This is a genomic window from Streptomyces adustus, from assembly GCF_009377175.1.
In the GTDB taxonomy this organism is placed as follows: domain Bacteria; phylum Actinomycetota; class Actinomycetes; order Streptomycetales; family Streptomycetaceae; genus Streptomyces; species Streptomyces adustus.
Genome location: NZ_VJZD01000228.1, coordinates 1 through 14,914 on the forward strand (window position 1 = coordinate 1; position 14,914 = coordinate 14,914).

A 14,914-nucleotide genomic window follows, 5' to 3' on the forward strand; every position below is an offset into this window, starting at 1 on the left:
GGGTGATGCGGCGGGGCGGGGTCATAAGGTGCCGGAGGTGGCCTCGGGCCGGCCCAGCGCCGCGTCCAGGGTGGGCCGCGGCGGCAGCAGCCGGGACAGGCCGGTGAGCCGCAGGACGCGCAGCGTCGTCGGGTGGGTGCACACCAGGTGCAGCTGCCCGCCGCGGTCGAGGACCCGGTGCCGGGCCCGGTAGAGCAGGCGCAGGCCCGAGCAGTCGAAGAACTCGATCTCGGCGAGGTCGATCACGACCCGTGGTTCGGGGCCGGAGGTGGCGTGGTCCAGGTGCGGGACGATCTCCACGGCCGCGGCGATGTCGATCTCGCCGTGGAACTCCAGGACGGTGTGACCCCGGTCCTGGTGGACGCGCAGCTGCCGGGTGAATGGCGCCGGTTCCCGCACGACGACATCGCCTCCAACCCGCTCCGGGGACAGGGACCCCAACTCGCTTCCCTGCCCTGCAAGTTACCCTTGGACGATTGAATTTGAGCATGTTCGATTGACATATGTCTTCGAATTGCGGCCGACTTCTTTCAAGATCTGAGCCAAGGGGGGCGGACCGGGTCGAGGCGGTGTGCGGCCCCGGGACCGTGCGGGGCGGCAGCGTGGCAGCTCGGCCCGGTGGTGCCCCGGATTCCGGTCGGCGGGCGGGCGGTCAGCGGCTCGCGTGCAGGGCCACCAGCAACTGCCAGACCTGGTCGGCGATCTCGGCGGCGGACGCCTCCAGCAGCCCGTGCAGCCAGTCGCCCAGCACCCCCGTGAAGGTGGCGGCGACGGCCGAGGCGACCAGGGGCGCGTCGGCAGCCCCCGCGAGTGCGCGCTCGCGCAGGCTGTAGGCCCGCAGGTCGTGGTGGAGCACCCGGCCCAGCGGGCCCCCGCCGCCGGGGCCCAGCAGGGCGCGGTAGAGGGCGGCGTGCGGGGTGAGCGAGTCGAAGAACACGGCGAGCGCGGGCGGCGCGTGCACCGGGTCGGGCCTGCCGCGCCAGGCGTGCAGCGCCTCCACGGCCTCGCGTACGACGTCCGCGCAGGCGTCGACGGCGAGCGCCTCCAGGTCGGCGTAGTGGACGTAGAAGGTGGCCCGACCGACGCCGGCCCGGCGGACCAGCGCGGCCACCCCGACCTCCGCGAGCGGCCGTTCGGCGCACTCGGCGAGCAGGGCCGCCCGCAGCCGGGCCCGGGTGCGGGCGGCCCGTGGGTCCTCGGGGGCGGTGCGGTTCACCGGGCGACCAGCACGGCGGCCAGGGCGAGCGCACCGGGCAGCGCCTGCGCGACCAGGATGCGGCGGTTCGCCGTCGCGGCGCCGTATACGCCCGCGACCACCACGCAGCACAGGAAGAAGATCTGAGCCTGCCGGCCGGTCGGGTCATCGGCGAGCAGGCCCCAGACCAGGCCGGCCGCGAGAAAACCGTTGTAGAGCCCCTGGTTGGCGGCGAGCGGGGCGGTCGTCCGCGCCAGCTCCGGCGCGAATCCGTGCAGGGCCCGGCCGGGCTTCTTCTGCCACAGGAACATCTCCAGCACCAGGATGTACCCGTGCAGCACGGCCACCAGGCCGACCAGCACGCTCGCGACGGCTTCCATGCCTTCTCCTTCACGGACGAATGTTCTTGGACAGGTGTCCACTGTACATGGACACCCGTCCAAGAAATCACACCCGTGGGTTTCGCCGCGACCGAACTAGTCCGCCGTGTGCACCAGTTCGCCGCCGACGTACGTCCGCCGTACGCGGGTCCCGGCGATCTCCTCCGGCGTTCCCGCGAACGGGTCGCGGTCCAGCACCACGAGGTCCGCGAGCGCGCCCTCGGACACCCGACCGGTGTCGTCGAGGTGGTTCACGTACGCCGATCCGGCGGTGTACGCCGTCAGCGCGTGCGCCAGAGCGACGCGCTCGCCCGGCAGGAAGACCGGGCCGGCGCCGCCGGGCTGGACCCGGTTGACCGCCACATGGATGCCCTGGAGCGGGTCCGGGCTGCTGACCGGCCAGTCGCTGCCCGCCGCGAGCGTGGCGCCGGAGCGCAGCAGCGAGCCGAACGGGTACTGCCACGCGGCCCGTTCGGGCCCGAGGAAGGGGATCGTCAGCTCGTCCATCTGCGGTTCGTGCGCCGCCCACAGCGGCTGGATGTTGGCGGTCGCGCCCAGCCGGGCGAAGCGCGGCACGTCGTCGGGGTGCACGACCTGGAGGTGCGCCAGATGCGGCCGGGTGTCGCTCGGACCGTTCGCCGCGCGGGCCGCCTCGATCGCGTCCAGGGCGTCGCGCACGGCCCGGTCGCCGAGCGCGTGGAAGTGGCACTGGAAGCCGAGCGCGTCCAGTTGCGTCACGTACTCGGGCAGGCGCGCGGCGTCGACGAAGCTGGTGCCCCGGTTGGCCGTGGCGCAGCCGCACCCGTCCAGATACGGGTCGAGGAGCGCGGCGGTGCCGCTCTCGGCGACCCCGTCCAGCATCAGTTTCACGCTGCCCGCCCGGAACCGGCCATGGCTCAACGCGTCCCGGCGCTCGACGAGTTCGGGAATCTGCTCGGCGCCGCGCTCGCGGTCCCACCACAGGGCGCCGACCACCCGCGCGGTCAGCGAGCCGTCCCGGGCCGCCGTCCGGTACGCCTCCGACGGGTCGTCCAGACCGAGGTACCCCCCGACGAGCGCGTCCTGCCAGGCGGTGATGCCCAGGGCGTGCAGCGCGCGCTGGGCGTGCAGCAGCGCGGCCAGCCGGTCGGCCTGCGTGGCCGCCGGGGCGAGCCGCCCGACCAGTTCCATCGCGCCTTCCTGGAGCGTGCCGCTGGGCTCGCCGGAGGCGTCGCGCTCGATCCGCCCGTCCGCCGGGTCGGGGGTGTCCCGGGTGATGCCGGCCAGCGCGAGGGCGCGGCTGTTGACCCAGGCGCCGTGGTGGTCGCGGTTGGGCAGGTACACCGGCCGGTCAGGGACGACCGCGTCGAGGAGTTCCTTCGTGGGCGTACCGCCCTCGAACGCCTCCATCGACCAGCCGCCGCCGAGGATCCACTCCCGCTCCGGGTGTGCCAGCGCGTACGCGCGCACGGCGGCCAGGGTGTCCTCGGCGGTCCGGGTCCCGGTGAGGTCGCACTGGCCGAGTTCGAGTCCGGCCGGCACCGGGTGGACGTGCGCGTCCTGGAAGCCCGGCAGCAGCAGGCCGCCGGCCAGGTCGACCACCTCCGTGCGGGGCCCGGCGAGTTCGCGCACCCCGTCGTCGCCGACGGCGGTGACGCGGTCGCCGGTCACGGCGACGGTGGTGGCGGTGCGGCCCTCGGGAGTGAGGACGGCGCCACCGGTGAAGAGAAGATCAGCGTGCATGTTCTCGGTTTCCTCGTACGCTCGTACGTCAGGGGGCGGTGGTGAGCAGCTGCGGCGCGTCGGCGTCGGTGCCGTCGCCGGTGCGGAAGTAGGGCGAGCGGCGCACCCACTTGGCCCAGGCGGCGGCCACCACGCCGGAGGCCACCATCACAGCGGGCACCAGCAGCAGGAACCAGCCGTTGTCCGGGCTGAGTTCGAGATGGTCGGCGGAGGTGTAGAAGGACCAGCAGAGGTAGCCGCCCAGACCCAGCAGCGCCGCCGCGCTCAGGCCCGGCAGGACCACCGCGCGCACGCCCTGCCGCCAGTCCTGGCGCAGCAGCCCGCGGAAGCGCACGGCCGCGGCCAGCGCGGTGAGCGCGTACGACAGGGCGACGACGATGCCCACCGCGTTCACCGTCGCCAGGATCATGTCGGCCAGCCGCGGGATGACCAGGGCGAGCCCCGCCACCGCCGCGGCCAGCGCGCCGATCAGCAGGGTGCCGGCCGCCGGGGTCCCGTACCGGGAGCTGACCTTGGACCACACCGGGCCGAGCGTGCGGTCCCGGCTCATCGCGAACATCCCCCGCGCCGTGGGGATCACCCCGGCCTGGAGCGAGGCGACCGCCGAGAACATCAGCGCCACCAGCGGCAGCGTGGCCAGCGGCTGCGCCGCCAGCCGCTCGCCGAAGTAGGCCAGCCCCTCGGCGCCGTGCCCGGCCAGCTCGTCCTGCGACAGCACCCGCTGGAAGGCGACCGAGCCGAGCAGGAACAGCGCCAGCATCGTCCCCAGGGTGATGAACCCGGCACGCGAGGCGTCCCGCGGTTCGCGCACCTCCTCGTTGACGCTGAAGGCGGCGTCGAAGCCCCAGTAGCAGAACACCGACAGCAGCAGTCCCTGGGCCAGCGCCGACGCCGACGGGATCGCGAAGGGATCGAACCAGCTCAGGCTGAAGGGATGCGGGCCGGTGACGATGCCGTAGCCGCAGAACCCGATCAGCACCACGTACTCGAAGACGAGCAGTCCGGTCTGGAGCCGGGCCGCCGTACGGATGCCGGTGACGGCGGTCAGGGTCACCGCGACCAGGGCCACGATCCCGACCGCGGTGGTCTGCGCCGTGGAGCCCGGGTCCAGCGTCAGCCCGCCCACCCGGTGCAGTCCGGCCTGCCCGGCCAGCTGCATCATCGCCGACCCGGTGACCGCGGTCGTGTACGCGAGGAACGCGACCGTGGCCACGATGTTCACCCAGCCGACCATGAAGCCGAGCCACGGCGTCAGCGAACGCCCCACCCACACATAGCCGTTGCCCGCGTTCGGCTCGACGCGGTTCAGCCGTGCGTACGCTCCCGCGATCCCCAGGATCGGTATGAACGCCAGCAGCATGATGGCCGGCAGATGCAGGCCCACCACCCCGGCCGTGACGCCGAGGCCGATGCCGATGGTGGTGGTCGCCGCCGTGCTGGACGCGGCGATCGCGACGCCGTCGAGGACGCCGAGGGACTTGCGCAGCGCGGGCCGCGCGGGAGGGTCGGCGCCGTAGGGCTTGTCGGTCATGGCCAGTACTCCGCTCGCACCGGGGGGCCTGGTCGGCCCCGGTGAACGCACATGAAACTGGCCTGGGACACAACTGGTCAACGGTGTTGTCATAAGGTGCCGCCGCCTTGATCCGGCGGCGGCGCGCCCGGCGGAGATCCGGGTGCGGGAGGGGGCCCGGCGGTCACACTGGAAGGCGTGTACCCGTCAGTGAGCTACGACGTCCCGCCCGGAGGCCTTCGACGATGACCCCGTCACCCGCACGCCCCGCCAAGCAGCGCAAACAGGACACCCTGCACCGCCTCGAACACGACGTGGACGCCTGGGTCGCCACGGCCGACGAGGCGGGAGGCGCCCCCTACCTGGTGCCGCTCTCCTTCTTCTGGGACGGCGCGACCCTGCTGTTCGCCACCCCGGAAGCCAGCCCCACCGGCCGCAATCTGCGCGCCACGGGCCGGGCGCGGCTCGGTATCGGCCTCACCCGCGACGTGGTGATCGTCGAGGGCCCCGTCCTCACCGTGCCACCCGCGGAGCTGCCCGAGGAGGACGCCGAGATCTTCGCCGGCAAGACCGGCTTCGACCCCCGGCTGCTCGCCACGCCCTACCTGTACTTCCGGGTGCGCCCGGACCGGGTGCAGGCCTGGCGCGAGGTGAACGAGCTCGACGGACGGGACCTGATGCGGGACGGGGAGTGGCTGGTCGCCGACTGAACCGGCCGGGCCGGGGCATCCGCCCCGCAGGAGGCGCGGGGCGGCCGTGCCTCGCGACCGGGATCCCTGCGGAGGCGGTATGTCACTGGTGAAGGCGGGCGTCGTGGTGCTGGACTGCGCCGAGCCCGAGAAGCTCGCGGTGTTCTACAAGGAACTCCTGGAGGCGGAGGAGGCCGTCGTCACCGCGAACGTGGTGGAGATCAGGGCCCCCGGCGGCACCCGGCTGGCGTTCCGCCGCGACGCGAACGCGACCCCGCCGAGCTGGCCGCGTCCCGAGAACGCCCTCCAGGTCCACCTGGACTTCCTGGTCGAGGACCTGGACGAGGCCGAACGCCGGGTGGTGGGACTCGGCGGACGTCCGCTGGAGACCAGGGGCGCGCCGACGGTGTACGAGGAGCGCGGTTACGCGGATCCGGCCGGGCACTCCTTCACCCTGCGCCTGCTGCCGTCCACGGCACCGAAGCGGGGCTGACGGCGCCCCGGCCGACACGGCCCGGCGGGCCCGACACGGCCCGGCGGGCCCGACACGGCCCGGCGGGCCCGACACGGCCCGGCGGGCCCGGCCGGGGCGGCCGGCCCGCCGACTCCTCCGCCGGAAACGGTATGAGCCGTGCCCGACGGGGCAGTCGGCGAGGATGAGCGGGAAAGCGCCCTGGAAGGCAACCACGCCCCGGAAGGGAACCACGCCCCGGAAGGGAACCACGCCCCGGAAGGGAACCACGCCCCGGAAGGGAACCACGGACCGGAGGACGCGGGTCACCGTGCTGGTCGCGCTGGCCGCGAATCTCGTCATCGCGGCCGCCAAGGCCGTCGGCGGCCTCCTCGCGGGTTCGCCCGCCCTGCTGTCGGAGGCCGCGCACTCCGTGGCCGACAGCCTGAACGAGGTCTTCCTGCTGGCCGCGCTGCGCCGCAGCCGCCGTCCCGCCGACCGGCGTCACCCCTTCGGCTACGGCAAGGAGCGCTACTTCTGGTCGCTCCTCGCGGCCGTCGGGATCTTCGTGATGGGCGGCTGCTTCTCCGTCTTCCAGGGCGTCGAGGCGCTCGGGGGCGGCGCCGAGGAGAAGTTCGGCGGCTATGTGGCGGGCCTGGCCGTGCTCGCCGTCGCCCTCCTGGCCGAGGGTGCCTCCCTGCTGCGGGCCCTGCACCAGGTGCGCGCCCAGGGCGGCCGGGCCGGCCTGCGCGACCCGGCCCTGCGCACGGTCGTCGCCGAGGACGGCACCGCCGTGCTGGGCGTGACCGTCGCCATGGCCGGCATGGCACTGCACATGGTCACCGGGCAGGTGGTGTGGGAGGCGGCCGCCTCGATCGCGATCGGCGTGCTGCTGGTCCTCGTCGCCTACGGGCTCGGCCGCGAGGCCCGCGACCAGCTCATCGGGGAGGCGGCCGACCCGGAACTGCTCGGCCGGATCCGGGCCCTGCTGCGGGCGCAGCCCGAGATCGACAGCGTGGAGGCGCTGTTCACGATGAAGACGGGCCTGGACTCGCACCTGGTGGCCGCCCGGATCGACCTGGTGCCGGGGCTGGACAGCGAGGAGGTCGAGGAGGTCGCGGTGCGCATCAAGGGGTCGGTCGGCCGGGTGTGCCCCGGGGCCGGGGAGATCTTCCTCGACGTGACCGACCGCGGGGCCGGGGAGGCACGGGAAAGCCCCGCCGCGACGGGGGAGCGCGGCGGGGCCTGAGGAACGGGTGCCCGGGGGCCGCCGCCCCATGCCTCCGGGAGCGAAAAAATCCGCTCGGAGTCCGGGAGGCCGCCCCGGGGCGGTCAGTACCCGGGGGTCGGTTCGAGGACGAACACCGGGATCTCCCGGGACGTCTTCTTCTGGTACTCGGCGTACTGCGGGAAGGCGGCCACGGCGCGCTCCCACCACGCCGCCTTCTCCTCGCCGGTCACCTCACGGGCGGTCATGTCCTGCTTGACCGGGCCGTCCTGGAGCTCCACCTGGGGATCGGCCTTCACGTTGTGGTACCAGACCGGGTGCTTCGGCGCCCCGCCCAGCGACGCGACCGCCGCGTAGTGCCCGTCGTGCTCGACGCGCATGAGCGGCGTCTTGCGGATCTTGCCGCTCTTCGCGCCCCGCGTGGTCAGCAGGATGACGGGCAGTCCCGTGTCCATCAGGGTCGTTCCCTTGGTGCCTCCGGAGCTCTCGTACAGCTCCACCTGGTCGCGCACCCACTGCTGCGTGCTGGGTTCGTACTCGCCCTCAAGCGGCATGACATCCGTCCCATCGTCGCGTCGTACGTTCGGATCGCACCGTCCGTCAACAGAGCAACGCCCGGAAAACTTCCGGGGTCACGCCGGACGGCGCCAGATCACCCCTACCCCGGTGCCACCAGCATCCGTACCGCCAGCGCCACCATCACCCCGCTGGACGCCAGCGCCGTGGCCAGTCGGCCGCGGTGGCCGGTCAGCGCCCGGCCGAGCAGCGCGCCGCCCCCGGCGAGCAGCAGCTGCCAGCTCGCCGATGCGGCGAAGGCCGCCAGGACGAAGACGCCCTGCTCCAGCGGCCTTGCCGTGCCCGCGCTGCCCGCGCCGAGGACCAGCGCGGCGAAGTAGACCACGGTGGTGGGGTTGAGCAGGGTGATGCCGAGCAGCCCCAGATAGGCCCGGCCGGGGCCGGGGGGAGGCGGGTCCGGGCGGGTGGCGAGCTGATGGCCGCGGTACCGGCGCACCGCCGCGACCGTGCCCAGGACCGCCAGCGCGATCAGCACCAGCGCGGAGGCCCAGCGCAACGGCACCAGGACCGGCCGCAGCGCGGCGGCGAGGGCGGAACCGCCGGCCATCGCCAGCAGGGCGTAGAGCCCGTCGGCGCTGGCGACGCCGAGCGCGGCGCAGGCGCCGGTGCGCAGCGAGGTGCGGGCGGTGAGGGAGACGAGGTAGGTGCCGACCGCGCCGACGGGTACGGCGATGCCGTATCCCGCGACCAGGCCGGCCACGAGCGGGGCCGTCACGACCGGACCGGACCGGGCCTTCCGGGGCGGCCGGGCTGCTGCTGGACGCGCACCGGAGCAGCGGCGGCGGGCGTCGGCGGCAGGGCGGAGATCGTAGGCATGGCGGGATAATGGGGGTGGTGAGCCCCCTGTGACAACCGAATTACCAGGTGACCGTGGGCACAGAGGCCCGGACCGAACCGGCGGAGCGGTAGATTCCGGCCAGATTGCCCGATTCGTCGATCTGGCTGAACATTGCGTCGCTCCATAGGTGCCTGGGGCATCTAATGAAGATCGGCACGACGCACCCTTCGTCTGTGAGGTCCCCCATGACGGAAGTCTCCCAACCCGTCGCCTTCCCCCAGGACCGGAGTTGTCCCTACCACCCGCCGACGGCCTACGACCCCCTGCGCACCGACCGGCCACTGTCCCGCGTCACCCTCTACGACGGCCGTCAGGCCTGGATCGTCACCGGTCACGGCCTCGCCCGCACCCTGCTCGCCGACCCGCGACTGTCGACCGACCGCACCCGGCCGGGCTTCCCCATCACCAACGCGCGCTTCGCCGCCATCCGCGAGCGCCGCACGGCCCTGCTGGGTGTCGACGACCCCGAGCACCACACCCAGCGGCGGCTGCTGGTCCCCAGCTTCACCGTCAAGCGCGCCGCCGCGCTGCGGCCCGACATCCAGCGGATCGTCGACGAACGGCTCGACGCGATGATCGCGCAGGGTCCGCCCGCCGACCTGGTGAGCACCTTCGCCCTGCCGGTGCCGTCGATGGTGATCTGCTCCCTGCTCGGCGTCCCGTACGCCGACCACGAGTTCTTCGAGGAGCAGTCGCGCCGGCTGCTGCGCGGCCCCGAGGTCGCCGACGTGCTGGACGCCCGCGCCCGGATGGAGGGATATCTCGGCGACCTGATCGACCGCAAACGCAAGGAGCCGCCCGGTTCCGGGGTGCTCGACGACCTGATCCACCGGCGCGCGGGCGACGGCGAGATCGACCGCGACGAACTGATCTCCCTCGGTGTCATCCTGCTCGTCGCCGGCCACGAGACCACCGCCAACATGATCTCGCTCGGCACCTTCACCCTGCTCCGGCACCCCGACCGGCTGGCCGAGCTGCGCGCCGATCCCGCGTTGCTGCCCGCCGCCGTCGAGGAGCTGATGCGGATGCTGTCCATCGCCGACGGGCTGCTGCGGCAGGCCGTCGAGGACATCGAGGTGGACGGCGCGACGATCCGGGCCGGCGAGGGGGTGCTCTTCTCGACCTCGGTCATCAACCGCGACGAGAGCACCTACCCCGAACCGGACACGCTGGACTTCGCCCGCTCCGCACGCCACCACATCGCCTTCGGCTTCGGCATCCACCAGTGCCTCGGCCAGAACCTGGCCCGCGCCGAGATGGAGATCGCCCTGCACACCCTGTTCCAGCGGCTGCCCGGACTGCGTCTCGCCGCCCCGGCCGAGGACATCCCCTTCAAGCCCGGCGACACGATCCAGGGGATGCTGGAACTCCCCGTGACCTGGTAAGAGGCTCCGGTCATGCGTATCCACATCGACAAGGACGTCTGCATCGGGGCGGGCCAGTGCGCGCTGGCCGCCCCCGGCGTCTTCACCCAGGACGACGACGGCTTCAGCATGGTCCTGCCCGGCCGCGAGGACGGCGCGGGGGACCCGATGGTCAAGGTGGCGGTCAAGGCCTGCCCGGTCGGCGCCATCACCCTGTCGGACCCGGCCGACTGACCACCTCGCCGCCGGGCCGGCCCGGACGACGGGCCCCGGTCGGGACGACGGGCCCGGGCGGGGTCCGAACGGCAGACTCCGGGCGGGGTCCGAACGGCAGACTCCGGGCGGGGTCCGAACGGCAGACTCCGGGCGGGGTCCGAACGGCGGACTCCGGGCGGGGTCCGAACGACGGGTCCCGGCCGAAGCCGACGGGAGAGCGCACGTTCTCCGGCCGTTTCCGTCACTGTGGGAACGTGCGCTCTCGACCTGCTCGCCGACCAGGAGGAAGCCCATGGCCGCCCGTCCGCCCCTGCCGCCCTTCACCCGCCACACCGCCGAGCAGAAGGTGCAGGCCGCCGAGGACGCCTGGAACACCCGCGACCCGCACCAGGTGGCGCTCGCCTACTCGGAGGACTCCGTGTGGCGCAACCGCGACACCTTCCTCACCGGCCGCGCGGAGATCGTCGCGTTCCTCACCGCCAAGTGGCAGCGCGAGCTGGACTACGCGCTGCGCAAGGACCTGTGGGCCTTCGACGGCAACCGCATCGCCGTCCGCTTCCAGTACGAGTGCCGGGACGCCGTGGGCCGGTGGTGGCGTTCGTACGGCAACGAGCTCTGGGAGTTCGACGGGCAGGGGCTGATGACCCGTCGCGAGGCGAGCATCAACGACGTGCCCATCGCGGAGCGGCAGCGCCGCATCCTCGGACCGCGCCCCGAAGCCGAACGCGGGCGCACTTTCCCGGTTCAGTAACCTGCGCGGATGACCGAACAGGACGGGAAGCCCTTCCTCTACGTCGTCGTCTGCGCGGCCGGCATCGCCGCGGACGTCGGCACACTCGTCGTCGCCGCGCAGGAGCGCGGCTGGGCGGTCGGCGTCTTCGCCACCCCCACGGCGGCCGGCAACGGCTTCTTCGACATGGCGGCCGTCGAGGCCGCGACGGGGCGCGTCATCCGCTCCGCCTGGCGCAGGCCGGGCGAGGCGCGCCCCTTCCCGGCCCCGGACGCCGTGGTCGTAGCGCCCGCCACCTTCAACACCGTCAACAAGTGGGCGGCCGGGATCGCCGACACCCTCGCGCTGGCCACCCTGAACGAGGCCTGCGGCATGGGCGTCCCGATCGCCGTGCTGCCCTGCGTGGCCGACACCCTCGCCGGCCACCCGGCCTACCGGAGCAGCCTCGTACGCCTGCGCGAGATGGGCGTCCGCTTCGGGGACCCGTACACCGGTGAGCCGGGGGCGGACGGCCGGCGGCCCGGGTTCGGCTGGACGCGGGCGCTGGACCTGCTGGGGTCTGTCTGACGCCGCCCGGCCCTGCCACGCCACCGCCGCTGGTTCGCCGTCGTGGCGGCCGTGTGACGACGTACGCTCCGTCAGGTATCCCATCCGAAGGCAGGAGCAGCAACGATGCAGTACGTGAAGCTCGGTTCGACGGGTCTGGACGTGTCGCGGATCTGTCTGGGCTGCATGACCTACGGACTGCCCGACCGCGGTGCGCACGAGTGGACGCTCGACGCGGAGGCCTCACGTCCGCTGATCCGTCAGGCGCTGGACGCCGGGATCACCTTCTTCGACACCGCCAACGTCTACTCCGACGGCACCAGCGAGGAGATCGTCGGCCAGGCGCTGCGCGACTTCGCCCGCCGGGACGAGATCGTGCTCGCGACCAAGGTGCACGGCCGGATGCACACCGGTCCCAACGGCGGCGGCCTGTCCCGCAAGGCGATCATGACCGAGATCGACCACAGCCTCACCCGCCTGGGCACCGACTACGTCGACCTCTACCAGATCCACCGCTGGGACCCGCACACTCCAATCGAGGAGACGATGGAGGCCCTGCACGATCTGGTGAAGGCGGGCAAGGTCCGCTACATCGGGGCGAGTTCGATGTACGCCTGGCAGTTCTCCAAGGCCCAGTACACCGCCGAACGGCACGGCTGGACCAAGTTCGTCTCCATGCAGAACCACTACAACCTGCTCTACCGCGAGGAGGAGCGGGAGATGCTGCCGCTCTGCGCCGACCAGGGTGTCGGTGTGCTGCCCTGGAGCCCGCTCGCCCGGGGCCGCCTCACCCGCGACTGGGGCACCGTCACCGGGCGCACCACGAGCGACGCCTTCGGCAGCACCCTCTACCTGGAGAGCGACCGGAGCATCGTCGAGACCGTCACCCGTATCGCCGCGGAGCGCGGGGTGCCGCGCGCCCAGGTCGCCCTCGCCTGGCTGCTGCACCAGGACACGGTGACCGCGCCCATCGTCGGCGCCGCCAAGCCGCAGCACCTCGACGACGCCGTGGCCGCCGTCGAACTGGAGCTGAGCGACAAGGAGATCGAGCAGCTCCAGGAGCCCTACACCCCGCACCCCGTCGCCGGCCACTGACGAACGCGGGCGTCCGTGCGGTGCGCACCCGGTACCCGGTGCCGCACGGACGCCTCGCCGCGGGCGAGGTGCGGGCGGGAGCCGACGGGGTACCGGCGAGGTGTTCCGCGAACCCCGCGACATCCCGTAAAGGTGCGTATCGACCGGTGAATGCCTACTGCATTTCCTCCTCGCGCAGGGGCGTGAATCCGCCGCCCGATGCCGATTGACGTTTCGTCAATTACCTTGCGAGGAAACCCAATGCGCAAAATTCCGGGATCACTTGTTCCGTCTCCCCGGCCTGTGCAAAGGTGTGCGTTGTCCGCGCGTGGTCAAGGAATTCCGTTGTCGCGCGCACAAGGCCACTCCCGTCCACCCCCCACGCTTCGAAAGAGCGGCCACCGGCGGACGTCCGAGATGCCGAACACCGTGCAATCGGGACTCCCCACCCCCTGTCGGCGGAGTCCCGTGACCCTTGGTACGGACTTATGCCGCAGGTCATTGGGAGGAATGCAGCCGTGAATGAGGCAGGCCCGACGAATTCCCCGGAACCCGAGTTCCGGTTCGGCGCGACCGACGCTCAGCTGAGCGCGGAGCTGAAGCAGTGGACGGGGGCGTCACCCGCACTGCATCCGGTCGGCGAGTTGCTGGACCGCCACTGGGAAGCGGCCTTCACCTATGCCCGGCTGTGCACCGACGGCCCCCGTGCCGCGGGCATGCTGACCACCGCCGCGTTCACCCGGCTGTTCGGCGAGTCCATGCGCCACGAGGGGCCGACCGCGGCCTGGCGGCCCCGGCTGCTCGTCACCGTGCGCCGCATAGCGGCCGAGTGGGACACCGACGACCGGCGCGATCTGCTCCATCCCGCGCTGCGCTCCGCGGCCCAGGACGGCGACCGGGCGGCCGCCCGGCTGCTGCCGCCGGCGAACCGGCGCCTGCTGTCCAGCGCGTTCCAGCGGCTGCCCCAGGCCGCCCGCTGTCTGCTGTGGCACGTCGAGGTCGAGGCCGAGTCGCTGTCCGTGCCGGCCGCGCTGATCGGCCTGGACGACGAGGGCGCGCGGGTCGCGCTGCGCCGCGGCCGCGACCGGATGCGCGAGGAGTGCCTCCAGCTCCACCAGGAGCTCGCGCCCCGGCAGGAGTGCCGTCAGTACCTCCGGCTGCTGGACGTCACCTACCGGCGCGGCGGCTCCGAGGTCGACCCCGATCTCCGCGGGCACCTGGAAGGCTGCCGGCACTGCCGTGACACCGCCGACCAACTGGGCGTGTTCAACGTGGGGTTCGGTCTCGCCCTGGCCGAGGGCGTGCTCGGCTGGGGCGCCGCCGACTACGTCGCCTCCCGCCTGACCGGTCCCGTGACGGCCGGTCCCGTGACGGCCGGGGCCGGAGCGGTCCGGGAGCGGCTCGCGCCGGGAGCCGACGCGGCGCAGCCCGGCACGGCCGCGGGCGTCGTGGGGGAGTCGTTCACGTCCGCGGAGCCCGAGCCCGGCGAGGCCGTCCGGTCGCGGGGCGCGCGCCGCTCCGCCCAGCGGGCCAGGGCCGTCCGGCGCCGCAACCTCGCCGCCGCCGTCCTCACGGTCGGCGGTCTGGTCGTGCTGCCCCTGGTCCTGTGGTCGGCACTGGGCTCGGAGCACCGGGCGGGCCACACCACCGGCGGCAGCGAGGCCACCGGCACCGGCACGAACAGCACGGCGACCACCCGCCCCTCGTGGATCAGCAGCGGGACGGAGCAGCAGGGCACCCTCCGCGGCAGGCTGCACAACCTGGCCTCCGGACTGTGCGTAGCCGTCTCCGGCAGGCCCGTCGAGGGCGCCGAGGCCGTGCTGGCGACCTGTTCGGGAGCGGCGGGCGAGCAGTGGACGTACGAGACCGACGGCCTGCTGCGCAGCGCCGCGGTGCGCGGTCTGTGCCTGGACTCCCGCCTCGGCTACTCGGTGCGGCTGGCGCCGTGCGCGGGCGAGTCCGAGCCGGGCGGCAGGAACGTCCGTTACGACTTCACCCTCCAGGGCACCCTGGTGCCCCGCTCGGACCAGAACCTGGCCCTCAGCCCCACCGCCGCCGACGGATCCGGCGCCCTGGTGCTGAAGAACCGCACGGACACCTCGGCCCAGCGCTGGGTGATCGACACCTCCGAGACCGGCCCGCAGATGCAGGCAGTCAACTGGGACGCCGACACCTCGCCCACTCCCACGTCCACCGCGGACGCGGTCCCGAAGAAGTCCCTCACCCCCGCCCCCACGGCTTCCGCGGCCCGTCCGACGGCGTCGGCGACCCGCTCGGCGTCGCCGACACCGAGCGGCTCGGCCACGAGCGCGGACCTGTGCACGTACTACCCGTACGCCTGCACGGACGGCGGTTCGTACGACGGGGGCGGCTACGGCGGCGGGGACGGCTACGG

Annotated in this window: 16 protein-coding genes; 9 read left to right on the forward strand and 7 right to left on the reverse strand. The window is 73.2% G+C overall.

From position 1 onward, the window contains the following. Positions 1 to 21: 21 nt before the first annotated feature. The 5 genes from FNH09_RS36395 to FNH09_RS36415 form a co-directional block, all read right to left on the reverse strand. Complete coding sequence (locus FNH09_RS36395) at positions 22 to 399, reverse strand: anti-sigma factor antagonist (protein ID WP_338017798.1); 378 nt, start codon at positions 397 to 399, stop codon at positions 22 to 24. A 253-nt stretch (positions 400 to 652) separates the two neighbouring features. Beyond that, positions 653 to 1,216 (reverse strand): TetR family transcriptional regulator, encoded by a 564-nt coding sequence (locus FNH09_RS36400; RefSeq protein WP_162469638.1) that lies wholly within the window; start codon positions 1,214 to 1,216, stop codon positions 653 to 655. Then, positions 1,213 to 1,575, reverse strand: a complete 363-nt coding sequence (locus FNH09_RS36405) for a DUF1304 domain-containing protein (protein WP_152894165.1) — start codon at positions 1,573 to 1,575, stop codon at positions 1,213 to 1,215. Before FNH09_RS36405 ends, FNH09_RS36400 begins: the two co-directional genes overlap by 4 nt. Positions 1,576 to 1,671: 96 nt before the next feature. Beyond that, the gene (locus tag FNH09_RS36410; RefSeq protein ID WP_152894166.1) at positions 1,672 to 3,297 is read right to left on the reverse strand and encodes an amidohydrolase; all 1,626 of its coding nucleotides are present in this window, start codon (positions 3,295 to 3,297) and stop codon (positions 1,672 to 1,674) included. Between the two features lie 28 nt (positions 3,298 to 3,325). Further along, positions 3,326 to 4,828 carry an APC family permease gene (locus tag FNH09_RS36415; protein ID WP_152894167.1) on the reverse strand — a complete coding sequence of 501 codons (1,503 nt, stop codon included), beginning with the start codon at positions 4,826 to 4,828 and terminating at the stop codon, positions 3,326 to 3,328. A gap of 224 nt (positions 4,829 to 5,052) precedes the next feature. Between FNH09_RS36415 and FNH09_RS36420 the strand changes: the two genes are divergently transcribed. The 3 genes from FNH09_RS36420 to FNH09_RS36430 all read left to right on the forward strand — a co-directional run bounded on the left by FNH09_RS36420 (position 5,053) and on the right by FNH09_RS36430 (position 7,196). Then, the gene (locus FNH09_RS36420) at positions 5,053 to 5,517 is read left to right on the forward strand and encodes a pyridoxamine 5'-phosphate oxidase family protein (protein WP_152894168.1); all 465 of its coding nucleotides are present in this window, start codon (positions 5,053 to 5,055) and stop codon (positions 5,515 to 5,517) included. A 79-nt stretch (positions 5,518 to 5,596) separates the two neighbouring features. Next, positions 5,597 to 5,989 (forward strand): VOC family protein, encoded by a 393-nt coding sequence (locus FNH09_RS36425; RefSeq protein ID WP_152894169.1) that lies wholly within the window; start codon positions 5,597 to 5,599, stop codon positions 5,987 to 5,989. A gap of 163 nt (positions 5,990 to 6,152) precedes the next feature. Then, complete coding sequence (locus FNH09_RS36430; protein ID WP_152894170.1) at positions 6,153 to 7,196, forward strand: cation diffusion facilitator family transporter; 1,044 nt, start codon at positions 6,153 to 6,155, stop codon at positions 7,194 to 7,196. An 83-nt stretch (positions 7,197 to 7,279) separates the two neighbouring features. Here FNH09_RS36430 and FNH09_RS36435 read toward each other — a convergent pair whose 3' ends face one another. Beyond that, complete coding sequence (locus FNH09_RS36435; protein ID WP_152894171.1) at positions 7,280 to 7,729, reverse strand: nitroreductase family deazaflavin-dependent oxidoreductase; 450 nt, start codon at positions 7,727 to 7,729, stop codon at positions 7,280 to 7,282. 104 nt (positions 7,730 to 7,833) lie between these two features. Next, positions 7,834 to 8,466 (reverse strand): LysE family transporter, encoded by a 633-nt coding sequence (locus tag FNH09_RS36440; protein WP_162469639.1) that lies wholly within the window; start codon positions 8,464 to 8,466, stop codon positions 7,834 to 7,836. Positions 8,467 to 8,774: 308 nt separating this feature from the next. On the opposite strand from FNH09_RS36440, the gene FNH09_RS36445 reads away from it, so the two are divergent. The 6 genes from FNH09_RS36445 to FNH09_RS36470 all read left to right on the forward strand — a co-directional run. Further along, the gene (locus tag FNH09_RS36445; protein WP_162469640.1) at positions 8,775 to 9,974 is read left to right on the forward strand and encodes a cytochrome P450; all 1,200 of its coding nucleotides are present in this window, start codon (positions 8,775 to 8,777) and stop codon (positions 9,972 to 9,974) included. A gap of 12 nt (positions 9,975 to 9,986) precedes the next feature. Then, positions 9,987 to 10,187 (forward strand): ferredoxin, encoded by a 201-nt coding sequence (locus tag FNH09_RS36450; protein WP_152894173.1) that lies wholly within the window; start codon positions 9,987 to 9,989, stop codon positions 10,185 to 10,187. Positions 10,188 to 10,461: 274 nt separating this feature from the next. After that, positions 10,462 to 10,920: a nuclear transport factor 2 family protein gene (locus FNH09_RS36455; RefSeq protein WP_152894174.1), complete on the forward strand. Its 459-nt coding sequence runs from the start codon at positions 10,462 to 10,464 to the stop codon at positions 10,918 to 10,920. Positions 10,921 to 10,929: 9 nt separating this feature from the next. After that, complete coding sequence (locus tag FNH09_RS36460) at positions 10,930 to 11,466, forward strand: flavoprotein (protein ID WP_152894175.1); 537 nt, start codon at positions 10,930 to 10,932, stop codon at positions 11,464 to 11,466. 105 nt (positions 11,467 to 11,571) lie between these two features. Beyond that, positions 11,572 to 12,540, forward strand: coding sequence for an aldo/keto reductase (locus FNH09_RS36465; protein WP_152894176.1), 969 nt, complete (start codon positions 11,572 to 11,574; stop codon positions 12,538 to 12,540). Positions 12,541 to 13,037: 497 nt separating this feature from the next. Next, positions 13,038 to 14,914: ricin-type beta-trefoil lectin domain protein (locus FNH09_RS36470; protein ID WP_338017800.1), on the forward strand; the 1,877-nt coding region annotated here is incomplete at its 3' end.

Coding starts and splice junctions, on each gene's coding strand:
- FNH09_RS36405 (WP_152894165.1), bottom strand. CDS start 1,575: ATGGAAGCCGTCGCGAGCGTGCTGGTCGGCCTGGTGGCCGTGCTGCAC.
- FNH09_RS36410 (WP_152894166.1), bottom strand. CDS start 3,297: ATGCACGCTGATCTTCTCTTCACCGGTGGCGCCGTCCTCACTCCCGAG.
- FNH09_RS36415 (WP_152894167.1), bottom strand. CDS start 4,828: ATGACCGACAAGCCCTACGGCGCCGACCCTCCCGCGCGGCCCGCGCTG.
- FNH09_RS36420 (WP_152894168.1), top strand. CDS start 5,053: ATGACCCCGTCACCCGCACGCCCCGCCAAGCAGCGCAAACAGGACACC.
- FNH09_RS36425 (WP_152894169.1), top strand. CDS start 5,597: ATGTCACTGGTGAAGGCGGGCGTCGTGGTGCTGGACTGCGCCGAGCCC.
- FNH09_RS36430 (WP_152894170.1), top strand. CDS start 6,153: ATGAGCGGGAAAGCGCCCTGGAAGGCAACCACGCCCCGGAAGGGAACC.
- FNH09_RS36435 (WP_152894171.1), bottom strand. CDS start 7,729: ATGCCGCTTGAGGGCGAGTACGAACCCAGCACGCAGCAGTGGGTGCGC.
- FNH09_RS36445 (WP_162469640.1), top strand. CDS start 8,775: ATGACGGAAGTCTCCCAACCCGTCGCCTTCCCCCAGGACCGGAGTTGT.
- FNH09_RS36450 (WP_152894173.1), top strand. CDS start 9,987: ATGCGTATCCACATCGACAAGGACGTCTGCATCGGGGCGGGCCAGTGC.
- FNH09_RS36455 (WP_152894174.1), top strand. CDS start 10,462: ATGGCCGCCCGTCCGCCCCTGCCGCCCTTCACCCGCCACACCGCCGAG.
- FNH09_RS36460 (WP_152894175.1), top strand. CDS start 10,930: ATGACCGAACAGGACGGGAAGCCCTTCCTCTACGTCGTCGTCTGCGCG.
- FNH09_RS36465 (WP_152894176.1), top strand. CDS start 11,572: ATGCAGTACGTGAAGCTCGGTTCGACGGGTCTGGACGTGTCGCGGATC.